This window comes from Bacillus sp. FSL W7-1354 (assembly GCF_038002405.1).
Lineage (GTDB): Bacteria > Bacillota > Bacilli > Bacillales > Bacillaceae > Bacillus > Bacillus paralicheniformis.
On record NZ_JBBOCL010000001.1, the window covers coordinates 3,280,481 to 3,306,820 of the forward strand.

Annotated in this window: 21 protein-coding genes, 1 pseudogene and 1 riboswitch; of the genes and pseudogenes, 21 read left to right on the forward strand and 1 reads right to left on the reverse strand. The window is 44.0% G+C overall.

Annotated elements, in window-relative coordinates; all coding sequences use genetic code 11:
• Positions 1–79: 79 nt before the first annotated feature.
• The 10 genes from MKZ04_RS16605 to ahpF all read left to right on the forward strand — a co-directional run bounded on the left by MKZ04_RS16605 (position 80) and on the right by ahpF (position 11,844).
• Positions 80–505, forward strand: a complete 426-nt coding sequence (locus tag MKZ04_RS16605; RefSeq protein WP_020453582.1) for a MarR family winged helix-turn-helix transcriptional regulator — start codon at positions 80–82, stop codon at positions 503–505.
• Between the two features lie 12 nt (positions 506–517).
• Positions 518–910, forward strand: coding sequence for a rhodanese-like domain-containing protein (locus MKZ04_RS16610; protein ID WP_020453583.1), 393 nt, complete (start codon positions 518–520; stop codon positions 908–910).
• Positions 904–1,338: an EVE domain-containing protein gene (locus MKZ04_RS16615; protein ID WP_020453584.1), complete on the forward strand. Its 435-nt coding sequence runs from the start codon at positions 904–906 to the stop codon at positions 1,336–1,338. Before MKZ04_RS16610 ends, MKZ04_RS16615 begins: the two co-directional genes overlap by 7 nt.
• Positions 1,339–1,524: 186 nt before the next feature.
• Positions 1,525–2,256: a GntR family transcriptional regulator gene (locus MKZ04_RS16620; RefSeq protein ID WP_149169162.1), complete on the forward strand. Its 732-nt coding sequence runs from the start codon at positions 1,525–1,527 to the stop codon at positions 2,254–2,256.
• On the forward strand, positions 2,249–3,790 hold the full coding sequence (gene gntK / locus MKZ04_RS16625; protein ID WP_130569291.1) for a gluconokinase: 1,542 nt from the start codon (positions 2,249–2,251) through the stop codon (positions 3,788–3,790). Before MKZ04_RS16620 ends, gntK begins: the two co-directional genes overlap by 8 nt.
• Before the next feature lie 21 nt (positions 3,791–3,811).
• The gene (locus MKZ04_RS16630; protein WP_065643474.1) at positions 3,812–5,158 is read left to right on the forward strand and encodes a GntP family permease; all 1,347 of its coding nucleotides are present in this window, start codon (positions 3,812–3,814) and stop codon (positions 5,156–5,158) included.
• Positions 5,159–5,188: 30 nt separating this feature from the next.
• On the forward strand, positions 5,189–6,592 hold the full coding sequence (gene gnd / locus MKZ04_RS16635; RefSeq protein ID WP_035338094.1) for a decarboxylating NADP(+)-dependent phosphogluconate dehydrogenase: 1,404 nt from the start codon (positions 5,189–5,191) through the stop codon (positions 6,590–6,592).
• Between the two features lie 274 nt (positions 6,593–6,866).
• Positions 6,867–9,470, forward strand: a complete 2,604-nt coding sequence (adhE, locus tag MKZ04_RS16640; protein ID WP_341046407.1) for a bifunctional acetaldehyde-CoA/alcohol dehydrogenase — start codon at positions 6,867–6,869, stop codon at positions 9,468–9,470.
• 267 nt (positions 9,471–9,737) lie between these two features.
• Positions 9,738–10,301, forward strand: a complete 564-nt coding sequence (ahpC, locus tag MKZ04_RS16645) for an alkyl hydroperoxide reductase subunit C (RefSeq protein ID WP_020453590.1) — start codon at positions 9,738–9,740, stop codon at positions 10,299–10,301.
• A gap of 13 nt (positions 10,302–10,314) precedes the next feature.
• On the forward strand, positions 10,315–11,844 hold the full coding sequence (gene ahpF / locus MKZ04_RS16650) for an alkyl hydroperoxide reductase subunit F (protein WP_020453591.1): 1,530 nt from the start codon (positions 10,315–10,317) through the stop codon (positions 11,842–11,844).
• 298 nt (positions 11,845–12,142) lie between these two features.
• Here ahpF and MKZ04_RS16655 read toward each other — a convergent pair whose 3' ends face one another.
• Complete coding sequence (locus MKZ04_RS16655) at positions 12,143–13,495, reverse strand: amino acid permease (protein ID WP_341046408.1); 1,353 nt, start codon at positions 13,493–13,495, stop codon at positions 12,143–12,145.
• A gap of 147 nt (positions 13,496–13,642) precedes the next feature.
• A riboswitch (glycine riboswitch) is annotated at positions 13,643–13,722 on the reverse strand.
• A 479-nt stretch (positions 13,723–14,201) separates the two neighbouring features.
• On the opposite strand from MKZ04_RS16655, the gene fbp reads away from it, so the two are divergent.
• The 11 genes and pseudogenes from fbp (at position 14,202) to MKZ04_RS16710 (ending at position 26,249) form a co-directional block, all read left to right on the forward strand.
• A complete protein-coding gene (gene fbp / locus MKZ04_RS16660; RefSeq protein WP_128822247.1) occupies positions 14,202–16,127 on the forward strand; it encodes a fructose-1,6-bisphosphatase in 1,926 nt (641 codons plus the stop codon).
• Between the two features lie 109 nt (positions 16,128–16,236).
• Positions 16,237–16,575, forward strand: a pseudogene (locus MKZ04_RS16665) (FAD-dependent oxidoreductase); the annotation flags it as partial.
• 556 nt (positions 16,576–17,131) lie between these two features.
• Complete coding sequence (locus tag MKZ04_RS16670) at positions 17,132–18,052, forward strand: iron-hydroxamate ABC transporter substrate-binding protein (RefSeq protein ID WP_341046409.1); 921 nt, start codon at positions 17,132–17,134, stop codon at positions 18,050–18,052.
• A gap of 84 nt (positions 18,053–18,136) precedes the next feature.
• On the forward strand, positions 18,137–19,147 hold the full coding sequence (locus MKZ04_RS16675; RefSeq protein WP_026580401.1) for a FecCD family ABC transporter permease: 1,011 nt from the start codon (positions 18,137–18,139) through the stop codon (positions 19,145–19,147).
• Complete coding sequence (locus tag MKZ04_RS16680; RefSeq protein ID WP_341046410.1) at positions 19,144–20,148, forward strand: FecCD family ABC transporter permease; 1,005 nt, start codon at positions 19,144–19,146, stop codon at positions 20,146–20,148. Before MKZ04_RS16675 ends, MKZ04_RS16680 begins: the two co-directional genes overlap by 4 nt.
• Positions 20,149–20,653: 505 nt before the next feature.
• The gene (locus tag MKZ04_RS16685) at positions 20,654–22,297 is read left to right on the forward strand and encodes a DUF2075 domain-containing protein (protein WP_341046415.1); all 1,644 of its coding nucleotides are present in this window, start codon (positions 20,654–20,656) and stop codon (positions 22,295–22,297) included.
• On the forward strand, positions 22,294–22,605 hold the full coding sequence (locus MKZ04_RS16690; RefSeq protein ID WP_023856830.1) for a nucleotide pyrophosphohydrolase: 312 nt from the start codon (positions 22,294–22,296) through the stop codon (positions 22,603–22,605). Before MKZ04_RS16685 ends, MKZ04_RS16690 begins: the two co-directional genes overlap by 4 nt.
• Before the next feature lie 262 nt (positions 22,606–22,867).
• Positions 22,868–23,770 carry an ABC transporter ATP-binding protein gene (locus MKZ04_RS16695; protein WP_341046419.1) on the forward strand — a complete coding sequence of 301 codons (903 nt, stop codon included), beginning with the start codon at positions 22,868–22,870 and terminating at the stop codon, positions 23,768–23,770.
• Complete coding sequence (locus MKZ04_RS16700; protein WP_341046421.1) at positions 23,767–24,504, forward strand: ABC transporter permease; 738 nt, start codon at positions 23,767–23,769, stop codon at positions 24,502–24,504. Before MKZ04_RS16695 ends, MKZ04_RS16700 begins: the two co-directional genes overlap by 4 nt.
• Positions 24,505–24,510: 6 nt before the next feature.
• Positions 24,511–25,650, forward strand: coding sequence for a sensor histidine kinase (locus MKZ04_RS16705; RefSeq protein ID WP_020453607.1), 1,140 nt, complete (start codon positions 24,511–24,513; stop codon positions 25,648–25,650).
• Positions 25,647–26,249, forward strand: a complete 603-nt coding sequence (locus MKZ04_RS16710) for a response regulator transcription factor (RefSeq protein WP_146873677.1) — start codon at positions 25,647–25,649, stop codon at positions 26,247–26,249. Before MKZ04_RS16705 ends, MKZ04_RS16710 begins: the two co-directional genes overlap by 4 nt.
• Positions 26,250–26,340: the final 91 nt, after the last annotated feature.

The following is a 26,340-nucleotide window of genomic DNA, read 5'->3' on the forward strand; positions in this document are numbered from 1 at the left end:
ACAAGAAGGCTTGCGTTCAAAAATATAATCAGTTATACTGACTATATTGTTTGGTGATTATTTTAGGTGGTGATGATTTTTGAAACAGTTAAGTCAATTTTACGGATTTTTGCTAGGAAAGGTTCTTCAGCAAATGGAGGATCAATTTGCTGATGTTCTCGCTCCGTATAGCTTGAATGCCAGGCAATTCGGAGTACTTGTATTTATTGAAGAAAACCCTTTTTCTTCTCAAAAACTGATTTCTGAACAACTGCAGATCGACCGTACGACAATGGTGAGCCATGTTGACCATTTAGAAGCTTCAGGCTTTGTGGAAAGGACAAAAAACGCAAGTGATCGCAGGGCATACAGCCTAATCCTTACTGAAAAAGGCAGCGATGTACTGTCATCATGCAAACAGGTTTTAGTACAGACAGAATATGAGGTTTTATCCCCTCTGACTGACAATGAAAAAAAATTATTTAAAGATTTGCTTTTAAAAGTATGGAAAAAGTATAAAAACTAGGAGGCATACCCTATGAATTCACTCGATTTTTTTAATGCACGTTTAGAAGCCACCATTAGCCCAATGGATTATTTTAAATCTTCAAAGAATCACCCTGAAAAATATTTTTTAATAGATGTAAGAAACGGGCCAAGCGAAGTCAGAAGTTTGACGATAAAAGGTGCTCAAGCGATACCTGAACACGATCTCCCTCATCGATTAGAGGATATTCCAAAAGATAAAGAAATCATTGTGTACTGCTGGGATGTCTGGTGCAATACGGCAGCTAAAGCAGCTAAATTTTTATTAGAAAAAGGCTATCAAGTGAAAGAGCTGACCGGAGGGATCGCGGCATGGAGAGAAATGAATTTTCCTGTGTCAGCATGCACCGAAGGGGATACTGACAAGGATGCTTGCGGATGCTGAATGGAATGAAAAGAAGGTATTGGATCGGCGTAGCTTCGCGCGATCACGTCTTGAAAGGTGTATCCGGAGGCTTTGCTCAACTTTGCCACGGAAAAGAGGCGCCTTTAAAAAGAATGAATCCCGATGATTGGATCATTTATTACTCGCCAAAACAAAATCTCAAAGATGATGCGCCCTATCAAAAGTTTACAGCTGTAGGGGAAGTGAGTGATAACAGAGTTTACAAGGTTCATGCGGGAGAAGGATTCTCACCTTACAGAAGGAAGATCAACTTTTTAAAATGCCGGGAAACGCCGATCCACCCATTCATTCCCAACCTCTCTTTCATCAAAAACAAACGGCACTGGGGTTATTCCTTTCGATTTGGGCACATAGAAATTAGCGAACATGACTTCAAACTCATCGTTAAACAAATGGTCAAAATATAAAGGGCAGCTGCTCCCTTTATATTTTTTTGCTTTAGTGGAGTATTTCGAGCGCATTGGCAAAACAAATCGTTTTATAAATGGAAAAAATTTTTCGGAAAATTTGAAATGAAAGTGTTTGCATAATCAAAATAATCGCGTTATCATACTTGTATACAAGTATACTCGTATAACTAGGAAGGTGAGTGTATGAGCCAATCTAAAAATCTTTTATATCCGGAGAAGTGGCTTTCAAGAGCTTCAACAGGTGTTCGCGTCGCATCCGAGCTGAGAATGCGCATTATTTCCGGCTTGATTGAAAGCGGTACCATTTTATCTGAAAATAAATTGGCTGCGGAATTCTCGGTGAGCCGGTCTCCCATCCGCGAGGCTTTAAAAATACTGGCATCGGAAAAAATCATCCGTTTGGAACGGATGGGCGCCGTTGTCATCGGTTTAACCGAAAAAGAAATTGGAGAAATTTATGATGTGCGTCTGGTGATGGAAACATTCGTATTCGAACGGCTTGGACGGGCCAATGTCGACGAACTGGTAACAGACCTCAGCAAAATATTGGAGATGATGAAAGTCTCCATCAAATACAAAGATGCCGACGAGTTCTCATTTCAAGACGTCTTATTTCACGAAACGATTGTCCGCTCCATCAATCATTCTTACATTTTGATGATATGGAACAATCTCAAACCTGTGATGGAAAGCTTTATTCTTTTATCCATGCGGGCCCGCTTAAAAGAAAAATACGAAGACTTTGAACGAATTCTCGATAACCATGAACTTTATATCAAAGCGATCAAAACAAAAGACAGGGATCTGATGCTTAAATCCCTACATCAAAATTTCGATGACGTGCAAGGTAAAGTTGAAGATCTGTGGCTGTCGCAACAAATGCTGGCGAAAGGGGCCGAACAAGAAAATGACTAGTTATATGTTAGGCATAGATATCGGTACGACAAGCACGAAAGCGGTTTTATTCAGTGAAAAAGGGGACGTGATCCAAAAGGAAAGCATCGGCTACGCGCTTTACACCCCGGACATCTCGACCGCTGAACAAAACCCGGATGAGATTTTTCAGGCCTTCATCCAGTCAACGGCGAAAATCATGCAGCAGCATCCTGACAAACAGCCGTCATTCATTTCATTCAGCAGCGCGATGCACAGCGTGATTGCGATGGACGAAAACGACAAGCCGCTCACCTCCTGCATCACTTGGGCAGACAACAGAAGCGAAGGCTGGGCTCATAAAATCAAAGAAGAAATGAACGGGCACAATGTCTATAAACGGACGGGAACGCCGATTCATCCGATGGCGCCGCTAAGCAAAATCACATGGATTGTAAACGAGCATCCTGAAATCGCTGTCAAAGCAAAAAAATATATCGGAATCAAAGAATATATTTTTAAAAAGTTATTTGATCAATATGTCGTCGATTACTCCTTAGCTTCGGCGATGGGAATGATGAATCTCAAAACATTGGCCTGGGACGAAGAAGCACTGGCCATTGCAGGCATCACACCTGACCACCTATCAAAGCTCGTTCCGACAACAGCCATTTTCCATCACTGCAATCCGGAACTGGCGGCGATGATGGGAATTGATCCGCAAACGCCATTTGTCATCGGTGCCAGCGACGGCGTGCTTTCCAACCTCGGCGTCAACGCGATTAAAAAAGGCGAAATCGCCGTCACTATTGGGACAAGCGGTGCGATTCGCACGATTATCGATAAACCACAAACCGATGAAAAAGGCAGAATCTTTTGCTATGCCTTAACTGAGAATCATTGGGTCATCGGCGGGCCAGTCAACAACGGCGGGATCGTCCTTCGCTGGATTAGAGATGAATTTGCATCATCAGAAATCGAAACGGCAAAACGTCTCGGCATTGATCCGTACGATGTCTTGACCAAAATTGCCGAACGCGTCAGGCCGGGTGCCGACGGACTGCTGTTCCATCCATACCTCGCAGGCGAACGGGCGCCGCTCTGGAATCCGGATGTGCGCGGTTCATTCTTCGGCCTCACCATGTCGCATAAAAAAGAACACATGATTCGCGCGGCATTGGAAGGGGTTATTTACAATCTGTACACCGTCTTCCTGGCGTTGACAGAATGCATGGACGGTCCAGTTGCCCGAATTCAGGCGACCGGAGGTTTCGCAAGGTCTGACGTATGGAGGCAAATGATGGCCGATATTTTCGAATCGGAAGTCGTCGTGCCGGAAAGCTATGAAAGCTCTTGTCTCGGAGCCTGCATTTTGGGGCTGTACGCGACAGGGAAAATCGATTCATTCGATGTCGTCTCCGACATGATCGGAAGCACGCACAGACACGCGCCGAAAGAAGAATCGGCCAAAGAATACAGAAAATTAATGCCGCTTTTTATCAACTTATCTCGAGCACTTGAAAACGAATATACACAAATTGCAAATTATCAAAGAAGCTTATCCAGCAAAAAATAGGGGAGAATTGGAGGCGTTATCATGCCATTACTGATCGTAGCAATCGGGATTGTCGCATTATTGCTTTTGATTATGGGGTTAAAACTGAATACGTTTGTTTCCTTGATTATCGTATCGTTCGGGGTTGCATTGGCGCTTGGAATGCCGCTTGACGACATCGTCAAAACGATTGAAGAAGGCCTTGGCGGAACGCTCGGCCATATCGCATTGATCTTCGGGCTCGGCGCCATGCTGGGCAGGCTGATCGCGGATTCAGGGGGCGCTCAGCGCATTGCGATGACCCTCGTCAACAAATTCGGAGAGAAAAACATCCAATGGGCGGTCGTCATCGCCTCCTTTATCATCGGGGTTGCATTATTCTTCGAAGTCGGATTGGTATTATTGATTCCAATTGTATTCGCCATTTCAAGAGAATTGAAGATATCTATTTTATACCTTGGAATTCCAATGACGGCGGCCTTATCCGTCACACACGGCTTCCTGCCCCCGCATCCGGGACCGACGGCTATCGCGGGAGAGCTCGGCGCCAATATCGGGGAAGTGCTGCTCTACGGTATCATTGTTGCAATTCCAACCGTTCTTTTGGCCGGACCTTTATTTACGAAACTGGCGAAAAAAATCGTCCCGCAATCATTTGAGAAAATGGGCAGCATCGCTTCACTCGGTGAGCAGAAAACATTCAAGCTTGAAGAGACGCCCGGCTTCGGCATCAGCGTCTTCACAGCTATGCTTCCGGTCATTATCATGTCTATTTCGACTGTTATTACGCTTATTCAAGAAACGATGGGCCTTGCAGACAACAGCCTGCTGGCAGCGGTTCGCTTAATCGGGAATGCCTCGACTTCGATGGTCATCTCCCTGTTGGTCGCGATCTATACGATGGGGATGGCCAGAAAGATCCCGATCAAACAAGTGATGGATTCCTGTTCAACCGCCATTACACAAATCGGAATGATGCTCTTGATCATCGGGGGCGGCGGCGCCTTCAAACAAGTCTTGATCAATGGCGGAGTAGGCGACTATGTAGCTGAATTATTCAAAGGAACAGCCATGTCGCCGATCTTGCTCGCCTGGGTCATCGCCGCAATTCTGCGCATCTCCTTAGGATCCGCGACAGTTGCTGCATTAAGCACAACCGGACTCGTTCTTCCGATGCTCGGACAAAGCGATGTCAATCTTGCGCTGGTTGTGCTTGCAACAGGGGCCGGAAGTGTAATCGCTTCCCATGTCAATGACGCAGGCTTCTGGATGTTCAAAGAGTATTTCGGACTAAGCATGAAAGAAACATTTGCCACCTGGACACTGCTTGAAACCATTATCGCGGTGGCCGGATTAGGATTTACTTTATTGTTAAGCCTATTTGTATAAAAAAGTCTTAAATGAAGGAGCAGGTATTACATGCGCAATACAATCGGTGTCATAGGTTTGGGAGTCATGGGGAGCAATATCGCCCTGAACATGGCAAGCAAAGGCGAACAAGTCGCCGTCTATAACTACACAAGGGATTTAACCGATCAACTCGTCCAAAAAACGGGAGGCCAAACAGTCAAGCCGTACTATGAACTTGAAGATTTCGTACAGTCTTTAGAAAAACCGAGAAAAATCTTTCTTATGGTCACAGCAGGCAAACCGGTTGATTCTGTTATCGACTCGCTCGTTCCTCTGCTTGAAGAAGGGGATGTCATCATGGACGGCGGCAACTCCCACTACGAAGATACGGAACGAAGATATGACAGTTTGAAAGCGAAAGGTATCGGCTACTTGGGAATCGGCATTTCCGGCGGCGAAGTCGGCGCTTTAAAAGGCCCATCCATTATGCCCGGCGGAGATCGGGACGTCTACGAAAAAGCAGCTCCGATTCTCACAAAAATCGCCGCCCAAGTAGAAGGATATCCATGCTGTGTCTACATCGGTCCAAAAGGCGCGGGGCATTTTGTCAAAATGGTGCACAACGGCATCGAATACGCAGACATGCAGCTTATCGCTGAAGCGTATACATTTTTAAGAGAAAAGCTTCTTTTGCCGATAGATGAAATCGCTGACATTTTCGACACGTGGAATCAAGGAGAGCTGAAAAGCTATTTAATCGAAATCACGGCAGAGATCCTGAGGAAAAAGGATGAGCGAACGGGCGCTCCGCTCATCGACGTCATCCTCGACAAAACCGGCCAAAAAGGCACGGGCAAATGGACGAGCCTGCAGGCCATCGACAACGGCATTCCATCATCGATTATCACGGAATCCCTGTTTGCCCGTTACCTGTCATCATTAAAAGACGAACGGACAGCTGCCGAAAACGTATTGGCCGGCCCTGAAACAGAAGAACGGCCCCTGGATCAGAACGTGTGGATCGACCGCGTCAGACAGGCGTTATACATGGGGAAAGTCTGCGCCTATGCCCAAGGCTTCGCTCAATATAAAATGACGTCTGACCTGAACGGATGGAACCTGCCGTTAAAGGACATCGCCCTCATCTTCCGCGGCGGCTGCATCATCCGCGCACAATTTTTAAATCTCATCAGCGAAGCTTTCGACAAACAGCCGGACCTGTCCAACCTGCTGGTCGCACCTGACTTCGCTGAAAAACTAAAAGAATACCAGTCCGGCTTGCGAAAGGTCGTCTGCGAAGGCATCAGCTCAGGCATCTCATTCCCGTGCCTGAGCACCGCCCTCTCCTATTACGACGGCTACCGGACGGGCCGCTCAAACGCAAACCTGCTGCAGGCGCAGCGCGATTATTTCGGCGCTCACACGTATGAGCGGACGGATATGGAAGGCGTGTTTCATACGGACTGGTATTAAAAGCTGCACCCCAGACCTCGGGGTGCATTCTTATTTTACTCAAGAATGAATTTCATACTTTGTTCAACATTTCACAAACTCATACTTCAAATTCGTGATATGATAAATTCAGCCACAGAAAAGGAGGACTGATACCAAAATAAACCAGATATCCGCTTCAGGGATAAAATTTTTTAACTCCACTTGTGAAATGTTTCACAAACAATGTCCGCATCATTCATCCCTGAACATCCTGTTGTAATCAAATTCCTATTCATTCACTGGAGGGTTTACAATGGCAATCGAAGAAAAGGAAATGAAACAAAAGCAAAATGCTTCAACCATGGTTGATCAGCTAGTCGAAAAAGGCCTAAAGGCATTGGAAGAATTCCGCAGCTTTGATCAGGAGCAGATTGATGAGATCGTCAAACAGATGGCGCTTGCCGGCCTTGATCAGCACATGCCTCTCGCCAAACTTGCCGTCGAAGAAACGAAGCGCGGCGTTTATGAAGATAAAATCATTAAAAACATGTTTGCCACAGAGTATGTCTACCATCATATCAAATACGATAAAACAGTGGGCATCATCAATGAAAACGAACACGACGGAGTCATTGAAATCGCGGAGCCTGTCGGTGTCATCGCCGGCGTGACGCCGGTGACCAACCCTACTTCCACTACAATGTTCAAGTCCCTGATAGCGATCAAAACAAGAAACCCTATCGTGTTTGCTTTCCATCCATCGGCCCAAAAATGCAGCCGCGAAGCGGCGAGAATCCTTCGGAACGCAGCCGTCAAAGCAGGAGCACCAGACAACTGTATCCAATGGATTGAAACGCCTTCGCTGAATGCAACTCAAGCCTTAATGACCCACCCGAACGTTTCCCTGATCCTCGCAACAGGGGGCGCCGGCATGGTGAAATCAGCGTACAGCTCCGGAAAACCGGCCCTTGGCGTCGGACCTGGAAACGTTCCGTGCTACATCGAGAAGTCTGCCAACCTGAAGCAAGCCGTCAATGATCTGATCTTATCCAAAACATTTGACAACGGCATGATTTGCGCATCAGAGCAGGCCGTCATCATAGACAAAGACATCTACTCAGACGTCAAAGTCGAAATGACAAGAAACAACTGCTATTTCTTAAATGAAACCGAAAAATCAAAGGTCGAGAAATTGGTCATCAATGAAAATACTTGCGCGGTAAACGCTGATATCGTCGGCATGCCGGCATTCAAAATCGCTGAAATGGCCGGTGTCAAAGTGCCTCAAGATACAAAAATCCTCATCGCCGAATTAGAAGGCGTAGGTCCGGATTACCCGCTTTCCAGGGAAAAACTGAGCCCTGTTTTAGCGTGCTACAAAGTCAGCGGAATTCAAGAGGGATTAAAACGCGCCGAAGACATGCTCGCGTTCGGTGGAACCGGCCACTCGGCGGTAATTCATACGAACGATCAAGAAGCCGTTAAAGAATTCGGATTACGGATGAAAGCCGGACGGATCATCGTCAATGCACCGTCGTCACAAGGGGCGATCGGCGACATTTACAACGCCTATATGCCTTCTTTAACACTCGGATGCGGCACATATGGCGGAAACTCCGTCTCGTCAAACGTTGGAGCTGTTCATTTAATCAACACGAAAAAAGTGGCGAAAAGGAATGTCAATATGCAGTGGTTTAAAGTTCCTCCAAAAATCTATTTTGAAAAACACGCAACCCAATATTTAGCGAAAATGCCTGACATCTCAAAAGCGTTGATTGTGACTGATCCGGGGATGGTGAAACTCGGATATGTAGACCGCGTCCTACACTACTTAAGAAGGCGCCCGGATTACGTTCATTGTGAAATTTTTTCTGATGTCGAGCCTGATCCTTCAATCGAAACGGTGATGAACGGCGTCGACATGATGGCCAAATTCCAGCCGGATGTCATCATCGCCCTCGGCGGAGGTTCTGCAATGGATGCCGCAAAAGGAATGTGGTTGTTCTATGAGCACCCAGATGCTGAATTCTTTGGATTAAAGCAAAAATTCCTGGACATCCGCAAGCGCATTGTCAAATACCCGAAACTAGGCGAAAAAGCAAAATTCGTCGCGATCCCGACGACATCAGGCACAGGCTCTGAAGTCACTTCATTCTCTGTCATTACAGACAAAGAAACGAATACGAAGTATCCGCTAGCCGATTATGAATTAACGCCGGACGTCGCGATCATTGACCCGCAATTTGTCATGACAGTGCCGAAACATATTACGGCTGACACAGGAATGGACGTATTAACACACGCAATTGAATCATACGTATCGTGCATGGCTAACGACTATACAGACGGCTTGGCCATGAAGGCCATCCAGCTGATCTTCGAATACCTGCCTAGAGCATACAAAAACGGCAGCGACGAGCTGGCCCGCGAAAAAGTGCATAATGCATCAACGATTGCCGGAATGGCGTTTTCCAATGCCTTCCTTGGCATCAACCACAGCTTAGCCCATAAGCTTGGCGCGGAGTTTCACATCGCTCATGGACGGGCAAACGCCATCCTTCTGCCGCACGTGATCCGCTATAATGCAGAAAAGCCGAAAAAGTTCACGGCATTTCCTAAATACAGCCACTTCATAGCCGATCAGCGCTACGCGGAGATTGCCAGAACGCTCGGCCTGCCTGCAAAAACAACTGCAGAAGGCGTTGAAAGCCTGATCCAGGAGATTATCTCGCTCGCCAAAGAGCTTAAAATTCCGATGAGCATTAAACAAAACGGCGTGGATGCTGCCGTATTCGAAAGCAAAGTGGATCTCATGGCCGAACGCGCCTTTGAAGATCAGTGTACGACAGCCAATCCGAAGCTGCCGCTCGTTTCGGAGCTTGCTGAGATTTACCGTTCCGCATATAAAGGAGTTTAGCCAAAGAAGCCGTCATTCCGACGGCTTTTCGTTTTCAATTAGGACTCTTCATTCTCACTACTCTACCGTTTGTGCCAATCATACTATATGAAAGTTACGAAACTCCAACTCTTTTCTTTAGCTGAAATACTTAACAAAAAATTAATGGGCTTTCCCCTTGACAAAAAATATTTATTACTTGATAATTTGTATATAATTATAATAATTACAGAGAAATAAAGTTTACAATTTTTATTTCTCTTAAACTACATTCAGGAGGACGATATTATGTCTCTAATCGGAAAAGAAGTACAACCATTCGCAGCGAAAGCTTACAAAAACGGTGAGTTTATCGATGTTACACACGAAGATCTAAAAGGCCAATGGAGCATTTTCTGCTTCTATCCAGCAGATTTCTCATTTGTTTGCCCGACTGAGCTTGAAGACCTTCAAAACGAATATGCTGCCCTAAAAGAACTTGGTGTCGAAGTATACTCTGTTTCTACAGACACTCACTTCGTACATAAAGGATGGCATGACAGCTCTGAGAAAATCGGCAAAATCACTTACGCGATGATCGGCGACCCGTCTCAAACGATCTCCCGCAACTTTGAAGTGCTGAACGAAGAAGAAGGTCTTGCTGACCGCGGAACATTCATCATCGATCCGGACGGTGTGATCCAAGCTGTTGAAATCAACGCAGGCGGTATCGGCCGTGATGCAAGCACCCTGATCAACAAAGTAAAAGCGGCTCAATACGTCCGCCAAAACCCAGGCGAAGTTTGCCCGGCTAAATGGGAAGAAGGTTCTGAAACACTGACACCAAGCCTTGACCTAGTAGGCAAAATCTAAGGAGTGCATTCAATTGGTACTTGAAGCAAATATCAAAGCACAATTAAACCAATACATGCAGATGATTGAAAATGACATCGTCCTTAAAGTCAGTACAGGCGATGACAGTGTCTCTAAGGATATGCTGGCTCTTGTAGAAGAGCTGGCTTCCATGTCATCAAAAATCACTGTTGAAAAGGCGCAGCTCGACAGAACGCCAAGCTTCAGCGTCAATCGTGCCGGAGAAGAAACAGGCGTCACATTCGCCGGAGTTCCGCTCGGTCACGAATTCACATCTTTGGTGCTGGCACTCTTGCAAGTAAGCGGCCGACCGCCGAAAGTCGATCAAAAAATCATCGATCAAATCAAGAACATCAGCGGCGAATACCGCTTCGAATCTTATATCAGCCTCACATGCCACAACTGCCCGGACGTTGTGCAGGCATTGAACATGATGAGCGTGCTCAACCCGAACATCACGCACACGATGATCGATGGTGCGGCATACAAGTCAGAAGTCGAAAGCAAAAACATTATGGCTGTGCCGACCGTATACTTAAACGGCGAATCCTTTGGAAGCGGCCGAATGACGCTTGAAGAAATTCTTGCGAAAATGGGCAGCGGCACAGATGCATCTGAGCTTTCTGATAAAGATCCGTTCGATGTACTCGTTGTCGGAGGCGGACCTGCCGGTGCAAGCGCAGCAATCTATGCGGCGCGCAAAGGCATCCGCACAGGAATCGTTGCCGAACGCTTCGGCGGCCAAGTCCTTGACACGATGAGCATCGAGAACTTCATCAGCGTGAAGCGCACCGAAGGGCCGAAGCTTGCGGCAAGCCTTGAAGAACACGTGAAGGATTACGAGATCGACGTCATGAACCTGCAACGCGCAAAAGGTCTCGAGAAAAAAGATCTTTTCCATCTTGAACTCGAAAACGGAGCTGTTCTGAAAAGCAAAACCGTCATTCTGTCAACTGGCGCACGCTGGCGCAATATCGGCGTACCTGGCGAACAAGAGTTCAAAAACAAAGGTGTCGCATACTGCCCTCACTGTGACGGACCGTTGTTTGAAGGCAAAGACGTCGCCGTCATCGGCGGCGGAAACTCCGGTATCGAAGCAGCGATTGACCTTGCAGGTATCGTCAACCACGTGACTGTTCTTGAGTTCGCACCGGAGCTGAAAGCAGACGAAGTTCTGCAAAAACGTCTCTACAGTCTCCCTAACGTGACTGTCGTGAAAAACGCCCAAACAAAAGAAATCACGGGTGATGAAAACGTAAACGGCATCACTTACGTTGACCGTGAAACAGGAGAAGAAAAACACGTCGAGCTCCAAGGCGTCTTCGTCCAAATCGGTCTTGTGCCGAACACGGAATGGCTCCCTGAAACCGTCGAACGCAACCGCATCGGCGAAATTGCAGTCGACAAACGCGGCGAAACAACCATCCCTGGCCTATTCGCTGCCGGCGACTGCACAGACGGACCATATAACCAAATCATTATTTCAATGGGATCGGGGGCAAATGCCGCATTAGGGGCGTTTGATTATTTGATCCGGAACTAACATGAAAGGCGCTATGCTGCTTAAACGGCAGTATGGCGCTTTTTTATGTTATAACCCATATAAATAGGACTTCACATCATGGCCAACAAACGCTTTCCATATGATCAAATTGTACGGATAGGACCAAGCGGGATATTGCGATTGTCCATTCATGTATGAATTGTATTCCATGACTCCATTCCTCTCGTTCTCATGTCTACATTAAATATAAACCTATAAAAGGAAACGGTTAATCAAAAATAAAGACGGCATACTGCATGCAGTACACCGTCTTTTTCAAGAGATTTAATTTGACTCATCATGTTCTTTTTGTCCTGTTTTTTTTCATCCAAAATAAAATAAACAATACAATAAACCATAGAGGAGTCAGCAGCAAGGCCGGGCGAGTCGCATCCGCATACAGCATAATCATGAGAATGACCGCAAACATCGCCAGGACAACATAATTGATAAACGGCGCGAATGGCGCTTTGAATGTTGATGCTGCGTGTAAGTGCGGACGGGTTTTCCTGTATCTGATATGGCTGACAAGAATCACACCCCACACCCATATGAAACAAATCGCGCTGATGGTTGTCACGATCCCAAAGGCTTGTTCCGGTATCAGTTTGCTTAATAGCGCCCCTGCTGACAGGACAATGGTTGATACCCATAACGCGTGACTCGGCACATGGTTTTTATTCAGCTTCGCAAAATTGGCCGGGCCCTGTTTCGTTTTACTTAAATTGTACAGAATCCGGCTTGTTGAAAACATCCCGCTGTTACAAGCAGACGCGGCTGACGTTAATACAACAAAATTAATGATTCCCGCGGCAAGCGGGATGCCGACTAAGCTGAAGGTTTTCACAAAAGGACTTTCTGCTGCATTCAGTTCCATCCAAGGGTTAATACATAATAAGACGATAAGCGCGCCGACGTAGAAAAATAAAATCCGTAAAGGAATTTTATTAATAGCCGATGGAATATTTTTTTTCGGGTTCGACGTTTCCGCCGCCGATACACCTACTAATTCCACACCGACATATGCAAAGATCACCATTTGGAAAGAAAGCAAAAAGCCTGAAAATCCGTTTGGAAACAAACCGCCATGCTCCCAAAGGTTGGTAACCGAAACCGTTCCTGTATGCGTCTTAAACCCGATCACCAGCAAAATAACACCGATGACAATTAACGCAAGAATCGTGATCACCTTTATTAAAGCGAACCAAAATTCCAATTCTCCAAAAAGCTTGACAGTCAACAGATTGAGCCCTAATAAAATGAGTAAACAGATAAGTGCAGGGACCCACTGCGGAATATCAAACCAATATTTCACATAGACACCGACGGCAATCACATCCGCCATAGCCGTCATAATCCAGCAAAACCAATAGGTCCACCCGGTGACAAACGCCGCACGCGGCCCCAGATACTCCTCGGCAATATCGGTTAACGATTGATAACCCACTTTAGATAACAGCAATTCTCCCAGCGCCCGCATCACGAAAAAAAGCGCAATACCTACAATGAAATACGCAAAGATGATAGAAGGACCCGCCAATTGAATCGCCTTACCGGAGCCTAAAAACAACCCGGTGCCAATCGTCCCGCCAATAGCGATAAGCTGTACGTGCCGATTGGATAAGTCCCTCTTTAATTCCCGCTGTTCCACATCAAACTCCTCCTTACCTCTCTAGTGAACGACGAGCAGTAAAAAAGCCCATAAAAAAAGAGATTGGATGTCCTCCAATCTCGCGGTCATAAGAATATCAAAATATATTTGTGCCGCTGACAATCATCAGCACGACAAATACATATTCGGTACTCTTCTGTCCTTTTGCCTGAGATTGTGAACCCTTCGGCGCCGCAGAATTCCGCGGTCTCTCCAGAAGCTGCTCCTGCTGTAGTGCGACCCACAGCAATCATAGCTTGCATGTATTGAGTTTTTCGATAGAGATAATTACTATCGGATAACTTTTAATTTTAATAGAGGTTGAGTGATTTGTCAATGGTCCTATTTATAGTTAACGCTAGTATTCTTAAACTCACCTATACTAGCGACAATATTTTCCTCCCATTTCTGAGAACGAGACAATGCTGGGATAGAAAGAAATCAATTCCATGAAAGTGACCAAGCCAAAGCCGGGGTACTCTGAAATGCGGTGTCCGATTAATGTTAAAGAAGCCTTCTCAAGCTTTCTCTCCGCTCATCTCAGCGCCTCTTTCCCTCGTTTTGATTGTCTCAAAAAGGAGTTATGCGGTACTATCATATAAAGGTCAATTATTTAAAAATAATGTCATACTTTTAAAATCACCTTATCATGCAAATGCTCGTACATAGGGGGACAGCTCCTATTCTAAAAAGGGGATGGACGATTTTGGAAACCAAATATTTAGATTTACTCGCACAAAAATACGATTGTGAAGCAAAAGTGGTAACGGAAATCATTAATTTGAAAGCGATACTGAACCTGCCGAAAGGCACCGAGCATTTTGTCAGTGATTTGCACGGGGAATACCAGGCATTCCAGCACGTGCTGCGGAATGGTTCAGGAAGAGTAAAAGAGAAGATACGCGATATTTTCAGCGGTGTCATTTATGATAGAGAAATTGATGAATTAGCAGCATTAGTGTATTATCCGGAAGACAAACTGAAGTTAATAAAACATAATTACGATACGAAAGCATTGTTAAACGATTGGTATAAAGAAACGATTAATCGAATGATTAAGCTCGTATCTTATTGCTCTTCCAAGTATACCCGCTCCAAATTACGCAAAGCACTGCCCTCTCAGTTTGCTTATATTACGGAGGAGCTGCTGTATAAAACAGAAGAAGCTGCCAACAAAGAACAGTATTACTCCAAAATCGTAGATCAGATCATTGCGCTTGGCCAAGCTGATAAGCTGATCACCGGTCTTGCATATAGCACGCAGCGATTGGTTGTGGACCATCTGCATGTTGTCGGCGATATTTACGACCGCGGACCGCAGCCGGATCAGATTATGGAAGAACTAATCAACTATCATTCAGTCGATATTCAGTGGGGAAATCACGATGTCCTTTGGATAGGCGCTTATTCAGGCTCTAAAGTATGCCTGGCAAATATTATCCGCATCTGTGCCCGCTATGACAACTTGGATATTATTGAAGACGTGTACGGCATCAATCTGAGACCGCTCTTGAACCTTGCCGAAAAATATTACGATGATAACCCATCTTTCCGTCCGAAAGCAGACGAAAACAGACCGGAAGATGAGATTAAGCAAATCACAAAAATTCATCAAGCGATTGCGATGATCCAATTCAAGCTTGAAAGCCCGATTATCAAGAGACGGCCGAACTTTAATATGGAAGAGCGGCTGTTATTAGAGAAAATAGATTACGACAAAAACGAAATCACGCTGCACGGAAAAACATATCAGCTGGAAAACACCTGCTTTGCGACAGTGAATCCGGAGCAGCCAGATCAGCTATTAGAAGAAGAAGCAGAAGTCATAGACAAGCTGCTATTCTCTGTCCAGCATTCCGAAAAGCTGGGCCGCCATATGAATTTTATGATGAAAAAAGGCAGCCTTTATTTAAAATATAACGGCAACCTGTTGATTCACGGCTGTATTCCAGTTGATGAAAACGGCAATATGGAAACGATGATGATTGAGGATAAACCGTATGCGGGCCGTGAGCTGCTTGATGTATTTGAACGATTCTTGCGGGAAGCGTTTGCCCACCCGGAAGAAACCGATGATCTGGCGACAGATATGGTCTGGTATTTATGGACAGGCGAGCACTCCTCCCTTTTTGGAAAACGCGCTATGACGACCTTTGAGCGGTATTTCATTAAAGAGAAGGAAACACATAAAGAGAAGAAAAACCCGTATTACTATTTGCGTGAAGACGAGGCAACCTGCCGAAACATCCTGAAAGAATTCGGCCTCAACCCGGATCATGGCCATATCATCAACGGCCATACACCGGTAAAAGAAATCGAAGGAGAAGATCCGATCAAAGCAAACGGAAAAATGATCGTCATTGACGGCGGCTTCTCCAAAGCCTACCAATCGACAACAGGTATCGCCGGCTACACGCTGTTATACAACTCCTACGGCATGCAGCTCGTCGCCCATAAACACTTTAATTCCAAGGCGGAAGTGCTGAGCACCGGAACTGATGTCTTAACGGTGAAGCGATTAGTGGATAAAGAGCTTGAGCGTAAGAAAGTAAAGGAAACGAATGTTGGTGAGGAACTCTTGAAGGAAGTAGCTATTTTGGAGAGATTGCGGGAGTATCGGTATATGAAGTGAGGAAATGTGGAGTTCAGGGATCATTCTCTGGGCTCTTTTTTACGGTTTTCCACTTCGTACAGCAAATTGCTAACAAGGTCTGGTTTTCTGCTCGTTCATAGAAAAGTAAGCGGCGATTGATCTCGCAGGCATCGTCAACCATGTCACTGTTCTTGAGTTCGCACCGGAGCTGAAAGCGGAGGAAGTCCTGCAAAAACGCCTCTACAGCCTGTCAAACGCGACTGTAGTGAAACATGTACAAACGAAAGAAATTACAGGTAACCTAAACGTAAACGGCATCACTTACGTGGATCGTGAAACAGGCGAAGAACAACACGTTGAACTCCAAGCTGTCTTCGTCAAAATCGGTCTTGTGCCAAACACAGAGTGGTTAGACGGATCAGTCGAGTGCAACCGCATCGGCGAAATCGCAGTCGATAAAGGCGGCCAAACAAGCACCCACGGCCTGTTGACTCATCACCGTTCACTTCCAAACATCATTCGTAATTGATTATCAATGATAAGTTATTAAACTTGTTTTCATCATAATTAATTTTTTCTTTCTAAAAGTTTTCACTTTCATGAGGGTACTATGATAAGGACACAATTTCTGTATTGACATATTGAAAAATGAAATATATATTTATTGTTGATATTGATAATCATTATCGTTTATTTATTTTCATTCTGCGGTTCATACAGCTATTTACTGAAGAATTAAATACTGGCTCCGGAGAACGTTTAATTGTAAAAAATCTCTGTGTAACGATTCCAGATAAAAAGGAACGACCATATCCTGAGGTCAGCGCCAATGTGTTTGAATTGCTATGGCTCTTGTACGGGAGACGGACATGATTTACATCGAGCTGCTCGTTTTTTTCGGATTATATCATTGCATTAAAGACGGCGAAGTCGTGAAGCTGGGCTTGTGAAGAGGCGAGTACTGCGGGAAGTCTTTCAAATTGGCCCGAGAACAAATAAACCGAAGTGTGTTACTTACAATTTATAAAGAGGTGAAAATGAGCATGAAGAAACTATTAATCCCGTTTTTGCTACTGCTGACGCTTATGATTAGTGCATGCGGCAATGAAGAGTCAGCAACAAAGAATAGCGGCTCAACAAAAAAAGAATCTAAAACGATTACATACCAAGCGGAAACAGGACCAATTGAAGTTCCAGCCGATCCACAAAGAGTCGTTATGCTTTCAGGGTACACCGGAAATGTGTTAGATTTAGGAGTCAACGTTGTCGGTGTAGACACTTGGTCTAAAAACAATCCAACCTTTAAAGAAAAGTTAAAAGATGTTCAAGAAGTTTCAGAAGATGACCTAGAAAAAATTATTGAATTAGAGCCAGATTTAATCATCGCGTTATCAACGGTTAAAAATTTAGACAAATTAAATGAGATAGCACCTACTGTTACTTATACATGGGGGAAAGTAGATTATTTAACTCAACACGTGGAAATTGGCAAGCTACTAAACAAAGAAAAAGAAGCCCAAGCATGGGTTGACGACTTTAAGCAGCGGGCAGAAGAAATCGGTGAAGATATTCGCACAAAAATCGGCAAGGATTCAACTGTATCTGTTATTGAAGCATATGGGAAAGATCTTTATGTTTACGGTAATAACTGGGCGCGCGGTACAGAAATCTTATATCAAACGATGAAACTAAATATGCCTGAAAAAGTAAAGAAAGACGCATTAAAAGCAGGGTATTATACGTTATCAGCTGAAGTGCTTCCAAAATATGCGGGAGATTATGTCATTTTAAGTAAGTACTCTGATGCGAATACATCTTTCCAAGAAACAGACACATACAAGAACATTCCTGCTGTCAAAAATGGACATGTCATTGAAATGCAAGGTGAAGGCGCATCATTCACTGACCCAATCACACTTGAAAAACAACTAGCATTCTTTAAAAAAGCGTTTCTAGGAAACTAAGACTAGAAAAGCAGAGGTCTATTGAAAGGGGTTGGCCAAAGGGCAGCCCCTTTCCCATTCTAAGAAAGGAAAATGATGAGCTTTATGATAAGAAAAACTCAATCTTTTACCTCATTTGCCTTCAAACCCATCTTAGGAATTCTAGTGTTTATTGGTATGTTTTTTATGGCAATGGTATTTGGAGCTGCATCTGTTTCAGTTGAAGATGTATGGTTGGCTCTTTCGTCTTCTGCAACCGGCGATCATATTTCGATTATCCGTGATATTCGGTTACCTCGTGAAATAGCTGCCATTTTTGTTGGCGCAGCTCTTGCTGTCTCTGGTGCAATCATGCAAGGTATAACAAGAAACCCACTTGCTGATCCAGGTTTACTAGGATTATCTGCCGGGGCTTATGCAGCATTGGCTGTTACGATCGCTTTCATTCCATCAGCCAATTACTTTTTGACGATGGTTGCCTGTTTTATTGGAGCCGCACTCGGTGCCTTGTTGGTTTTTGGAATCGGTTCGATGAAAAAAGGCGGATTCTCTCCTTTCCGTATTGTATTAGCGGGTTCTGCTGTTTCCGCCTTTTTATACGCCATTGCTGAAGGGATTGGCCTTTATTTTAAAATCTCTAAAGATATCTCGATGTGGACAGCAGGAGGGATGGTTGGAACAACTTGGAATCAACTGCGAATCATCGTACCTTTTATTATCATTGGAATTGTTGTTTCCTTTTTCCTCTCGAGACAACTTACCATTCTCAGCTTAAATGAAGAAGTTGCCGTTGGCTTAGGTCAAAATATCATCAGAATTAAAATCCTTCTATTTATTATCATTATCATTCTCGCGGGAGCATCTGTTGCTCTGGTTGGCAATATGACCTTTATCGGTCTTATGATTCCTCATATTGTTCGGGCAATTGTTGGAACCGATTATCGTTTTATTTTACCAATGTCTGCAACTTGCGGAGCTACTTTTATGCTATTTGCTGATACACTTGGCCGTACCTTAAATGCACCATATGAAACACCTGTTATAGCCATTGTCGCTATGCTTGGTTTACCGTTCTTCCTGATCATTGTCCGAAAGGGAGGAAAAACACTCTCATGATACATTCAGCATTAATCAAAAAACAGCGAATTATTTTATCGATTTCTCTCATACTCATCATAGCTACAGCTATTATTGGGATGGGAATAGGGTCTGCTAGTTTATCTTTTGACAGACTCATCCACACTCTATTAGGTCAAGGAACCTTTAAAGAGGAATTTATATTATATTCTATTCGATTGCCTCGAATATTGATTACTTTATTAGCTGGGATGGCACTTGCTATATCAGGTGCTATTTTGCAAGGAATCACAAAAAATGATTTAGCTGATCCAGGCATTATTGGGATTAATTCCGGTGCTGGGGTTGCCATTGCCGTTTTCTTTTTATTTTTCCCGACTGAAGCTGGATCATTTGTTTATATGATTCCAATTGTTGGCTTTATAGGAGCGATTATAACGGGCTTCTTCATTTATCTGTTAGCCTATAACAAAAATAGTGGTATGCAGCCTATAGGCTTAGTCCTCATCGGAGTCGGATTCTCAACTGCACTTTCCGGAGCTATGATTGTCATTATTTCTTCTGCTGAACGGACAAAAGTTGATTTCATCGCCAAATGGCTGGCAGGGAATATTTGGGGTACAGATTGGCCATTCGTTGGGGCGCTCCTGCCTTGGTTAGTCATCTTGATTCCGTTTACTTTGTACAAAGCAAATCGACTAAATCTATTAGGATTAAGCGAGCCTGTAACCATTGGCGTTGGGGTTTCCATTGAAAGGGAGCGGATCGTTTTACTTTTAACAGCTGTCGCATTAGCGGCTGCTGCCGTTTCTGTCACAGGAGGTATTTCCTTTATCGGATTAATGGCCCCACATATCGCCAAAACTTTAGTAGGACCCAGAAATCAACTATTTATCCCTGTTGCTATTCTACTTGGCGGTTGGTTCTTATTATTCGCCGACACAATCGGACGTAATATCATTGAAACCACTATACCGGCTGGAATCATGGTCTCATTAATCGGGGCACCTTATTTTATTTATTTGCTATTGAAAAAGTAAAATCCATAAAAACGAGGCTGTTCCAATGAGTCTCCAAAAATTCATTTCAAAATGTACCCATTAAATCAAACCCTTTGGTAGTCCATTTTGCAGAGGTGGTATGAAAGGAAGGCGTTTTCTCTTTTCAGACGACCTCTTTTATCTATTAGAGTGAAAATCTAAAAAAACCTCATTTACTTATGATACGCTCCCCACCTGATTTCTCCATATCATGATAAATTGTTCTAGCAACACTTCTTCCGCAGCTCACGGTCATGTTTAATTCTTTGATCCAATGCCGTTCTGATCTGATTAACAGCCACCTTCTATCGAGGCTTGGCTACTAAGTTTTATTTCAACAAAAAAACGCTTTGTTATAGCTGCTTCCTTGTCATCATAGAGTCCGTGACAACCGCACGCCGCTTTTTCTGACTCTTTCTCCGGAAAATATTTGCATACTTATATCAATAGGCTGCCATAAATATGGTACTATTATTTTAAAAAAAGAGATTCAGAGGCTGAAACAATGAATGAACTTGTGTTTGAAAAAAGAGAATTTACTTCAGATCATGTCAATGTTGTAAAAACACTGCATTTAAATAACTATCCGATTGTGTACATCCTTTATAATGAGAAAAAGAAACCGACTGCATATATTGGGCAAACGGTTCAAGCTGCACGGCGTTTGAAGAATCATATAGATGATGAAAAGCGAAAGAAATTGAATCGCTTTATATTAATCGGGCATGAGAAATTTCATCAGTCTGCGACATACAATATTGAATCAAATTTAATTAACTATTTTATCGCCGATAACCGCTATCAGCTGCAAAATGTGAGCCAGACCAGGTCTAGGGAAATGCACAATTACTATCAGAAACCCTTTTATAATGAAAATATCTTTCAAGTCATTTGGGAGAAGCTGAGAAAAGAGAAAATTGTGAGCGATTCTCTTGAAAACCTTAGGAATAAAGACATTTATAAGTTATCTCCTTATAAAGAGCTCTCGCCTCAGCAGCTTGATATTAAAAAGAAGATCCTTGATTTCTGTAAAAAACATATACAAAAAGAAGGAAATCATGTCATTGTTATTGAAGGAGACGCCGGCACAGGGAAAAGTGTCCTCTTAAGCTCTCTGTTTAATACAATTCAAGATTTAGCTAAGAGCGAAGACTCTTTTTTGGAAGAAACAGATAATTACTTGCTGGTGAATCACAGCGAAATGCTGAAAACCTATAAAAGCATCGCCAACAGCTTACCGAATTTAAAGAAAAAGAGTTTCATGAAGCCGACAACATTTATTAATGAGAAAACCAAGACGGGAGCAACAGCGGATATCGTATTAGTAGACGAAGCTCATCTGCTTCTGACAAAGGAAGATTCCTATAACAATTTCCGCTACCAAAACCAGCTGGATGAGATCATTAAGCGAAGTAAAATCACTGTTGTGATCTTTGATCCAAAACAAGTCTTAAAGATTAAAAGTTATTGGAACGATAGATTGCTCGAAGAAATCATCAATCAGTATGATGCGAAAACTGTGAAACTTACAGACCAAATGAGAATGAATGCCAATCCAGAAACGATGAAGTGGATTGACAGCTTTGTTGAAAAGAAAATTCTTTCTTTGCCGACTGAAGACTCCTCCTTCGAGCTAAAAATATTCGATGATGCTGCTGCGTTTAAGAAAGCCATTGAAAGTAAAAACAACAAAGACGGGCTCTCTCGGATTGTCTCGACATTTGATTATTTACATAAAAAAGATAAAAAGACGTACATCGTTGATGAAGAAGGGATTAACATGCCCTGGAACAGCACCCAGGATAAAGTGACATGGGCCGAAAATCCGACTTCAATTAAAGAAGTCGGCTCCATTTATACTGTTCAAGGGTTTGATTTAAATTACGTCGGCGTCGTTCTCGGCCCTTCCGTAAGCTATGATGAAGACAACGACGAACTGGTAATTGATACTTCCAAATACAAAGATACAGGGGCATTCATTTCTCGTACAGATTTGTCGCCAGAACAGAATGAACAAGTTAAAGAACAAATTATCTTAAATTCAATAAATGTCCTGATGAAACGGGGCATTCACGGCCTCTATATTTATGCGACAGACCCTAAATTAAGAAAAAGACTACTCGAGTTAGAAAGGGGAAAATCATCATGAGTGATATCCAAAACCTAATCAACGCAATCAACGAATTCAGAGATGAACGAAACTGGAGACAATACCATAACCCAAAAGACCTCGCCATCTCAATCTCCATCGAAGCAGCCGAGCTGCTCGAAGACTTCCAATGGATCAGCAGTGAAGAAGCACTCAAAGCCAATAAAGAAAATATCCGTGAAGAAATCGCAGATGTTTTAATCTACTCATTCATGTTATGTAACGATCTTGGACTGGATGTAAAAGAGATTGTGGAAGAGAAGATTGTGAAGAATGGGAGGAAGTATCCGGTTAATCATAATGGTTGAGACTCTCCTTTTAAGTAGAGAGAGCTTCTTTCCCAATTGAAGACCGCTCTCTCTATCTCCATGATGCGTTGATTATGATGGCGCTCTGCTCGTTTACTTACCGTAATCCCCCCTACTTCATTTGCTTTACACCTTCGATTCCTTCTGCACATTGTTTAAAAAAATGACATTTGTCACCCGATTTTCATGACATCACTTACTAAAATCCGCCTCCCTCAGCTTATACAATGAAATGAGTAAATCAGGAGGTGGTCTGTAAGCCATGACCGATGTTGTGAGCTTGACGAATGTGACAAAGACATTCCGCCAAAAAACGGCGGTTAATCAGATAGATTTTTCAATTAAAAAAGGAGAAATTATAGCCATTCTAGGGCCAAACGGCGCCGGGAAAACAACAACGATTTCTATGATATTGGGGCTGTTAAAACCGACGGCAGGCAACATCACATTATTCGGTTCCATGCCGCATGAAAAACGGGTGCGTGAAAAAATCGGCACGATGCTGCAGGAAGTCAGCGTCATGCCTGGTTTGCGTGCAGGTGAAATCATCGAACTCGTTAGGAGCTACTACCCAAAGCCTCTATCCTTTCAAAAGCTTAGAGCGTTGACAGGTTTGACAGACAAGGATTTAAAAACACAGGCGGAAAAGTTGTCAGGCGGGCAAAAGCGGCGTCTCGGCTTTGCCTTGGCGCTTGCCGGTGATCCAGATTTGATGATCTTCGACGAACCCACGGTCGGAATGGATATCACTTCAAGAAACCGTTTTTGGCGAACGGTTCAAACGCTCGCAGAGCAAGGAAAAACGATCATTTTTTCTACACACTACTTACAGGAAGCAGATGATGCCGCGCAACGAATCTTGCTGTTTAAAGACGGCAGCATAGTAGCTGACGGGACGCCGCTCCAAATAAAATCAAGAATATCGAAGCATTCAGTTTCATTTATAGTCGATCCCGAACAGTCGCTTGAAAAGCTGTATCAGCACCCGGAAATCAAACAGATTTTTCGTAAAAACAACCGGGTTTACATCGACACGGCCAATACTGACAAAATATTGGAACTCATTTTCGCAGAAAAGATCGGCGCTTATGATATTCAAATTAAACGCGGAAACCTTGAAGAGGCGTTTCGCCAGCTGACAGGCAAAGGAGACGATGTAAAATGAATGTATTTCAGATGCAATGCAGAATGGAAATCAAAAGAATGCTTCGAAACCGCTATTTTGTCTTTTGGTCATTGGCCATGCCGATTGCTTTTTATTATATTTTTACAAATGTCGTCAATACGAATGCTCCGGATCCTGCGGCTTGGAATGCGCATTATTTAATGTCAATGACAACATTCAGCGTCATGGGCTCTTCGATCATGACGCTTGGCATCCGCATGGTTCAAGAACGGACACAAGGATGGTCGACGTTCATACGTGTAACGCCTCTTCCCGACCATATTTATTTTATCGCTCAAATGGCGGGGCAAAGCGTCATTCATATTCTTTCGATTACAGTCATCTTCTTAGCCGGCGCCTTGATTAACGGCGTTTCTTTATCCCCGTTGGAATGGTTCCTGTGCGGATTGTGGGCCCTGCTTGGCTCGCTCCCCTTCCTGGCGATTGGGACATTGATCGGGATGATGAAAAAAGTGGATACAGCAGCCGGAATCAGCAATGTGCTGTATATGGGGCTCGCCGTATGCGGAGGGATGTGGATGCCGCTTGAAATTATGCCAAAAATGATGCAGAATATCGGCCATTGGCTGCCGTCTTATCATTATGGCAACGGCGCCTGGGAAATCGCTCAAGGTCAAATGCCAAACTGGAAAAGTATTCTCTTTCTATTAGTCTATTCAATCGTTGTTATGCTACTATCTAAATATATAAGAAGAAAACAAGAAGCGGTGTGAGTAAGAATGAAAAAAAACTTCAGCATGTTTCCAAAACGGTACGGCTTTTTTCCCTATATCTTTTTAATCTATTTACTGCTGCCTATTTCTTATTTGACGAATCAGACCTCGGGGATCAAACAGCTGATCGGTTTTGGACTCGTGCTGCTTTTCTTAGTGACGTACCGCCAGCTTTTTTTTATTTCGCCGCAAAAAAAATTATTTACTTACTGGCTGGCCATCCAGCTTTCGATCATTTTGATCTACACTGTATTTTATGATATCAATTTAGTCTTTTTAGGCTTTTTTTCAGCGAACTTCATCGGCTATTACAGGGAAAAAAAGATATTTCGGCGCGGGCTTGCCAGCCTGGTTGTTGTATTGGTCGCCCCTTTTATCTATCATCTGCTGAAAGATCCATCCCTGCTTAATCGGCTCTTTTATTTTCTGCCCTTTCTTGTGATTATGCTCATTTCACCATACGGCATCCGCTCCATGAACCGCCGCATGGAACTGGAACAAGAGCTTGATGAGGCAAATCAGCAAATTAAGGAACTGGTCAAACGCGAGGAGCGTGTACGAATTGCCCGTGATCTGCATGATACACTTGGCCATACTCTCTCACTGCTGACATTAAAAAGCCAGCTTGTCCAGCGTACCATCGCCAGCGACCCCGAACGGGCGCGAAAAGAAGCAAGAGAAATGGAAACCACATCAAGAGCAGCTTTAAAACAAGTCCGGGAACTCGTGTCTGATATGAAAACGGCAACGATCGCAGAAGAGCTCATCCACATCCAGCAAATCCTGCGGGCTGCAGACATCACATTCGAATACATGGGAGGTTCCGATTTTTCAAATATCTCTCCTGTCACACAAAACATTGTCAGCATGTGTATTCGCGAAGCCGCCACAAATATCGTCAAACACAGCCGCGCCACCCATTGCACCATTTCCATCTCTCAAACAGATGATAAAATAAGCATTACCATCAAAGACGACGGAATGGGGATGGATCAGCAAACACCATTTGGTAACGGCTTGCGCGGAATGAAAGAAAGACTTGCATTAATTGACGGCGCTCTCGACGTTTCAACCCATAACGGTACAGTTTTAAACATTACCGTTCCGATTGTAAAGAAAGCTGAACGAAAGGAAACAATCCAATGATTCGTTTATTTATTGCCGAAGACCAAAGAATGCTGTTAAGCGCGCTGGGGGCCTTGCTTGATCTTGAAGAAGACATGGAAGTGATCGGCCAGGCGACAAACGGCGAAGAAGCGCTCACCGCCATTCTGAAGCTAGAACCGGACGTCTGCCTCATGGATATCGAAATGCCCGTCAAAAGCGGCTTAGAAGTGGCAGAAGAGCTGATGAAACGGGGCTCAAAAAGTAAGGTTATCATATTAACAACATTTGCCCGCCCCGGCTACTTCGAGCGCGCCGTCAAAAGCAATGTCCACGGCTACCTGCTCAAAGACGGAGAAATCGACGACCTCGCAGACGCCATTCGAAAATGCACGGAAGGCAAGCGAATCTTCAGCCCGGAACTCAGCTTTGATGCCATCCGCAAGGTAAACCCGCTATCCGAACGGGAGCGGGAAATCCTGCGATTGGCGGCTTTAGGAATGACGACGAAAGAAATTGCCGCCGAGTTATTTTTGTCAGCAGGCACCGTCCGGAACTATATTTCTGAAATTATGAATAAGCTGGGTGCGAAGAATCGGACGGAGGCGGCGAAGGTTGCTGAGGGGGAGGGGTGGATTTGAGCCTGACCCACTCTTTACCTTGAAATCAAATATTCAACCTTGATTAAACAGTCTGCTTGTTTATAATTAAGCTCACCGTAACCTTTAATAA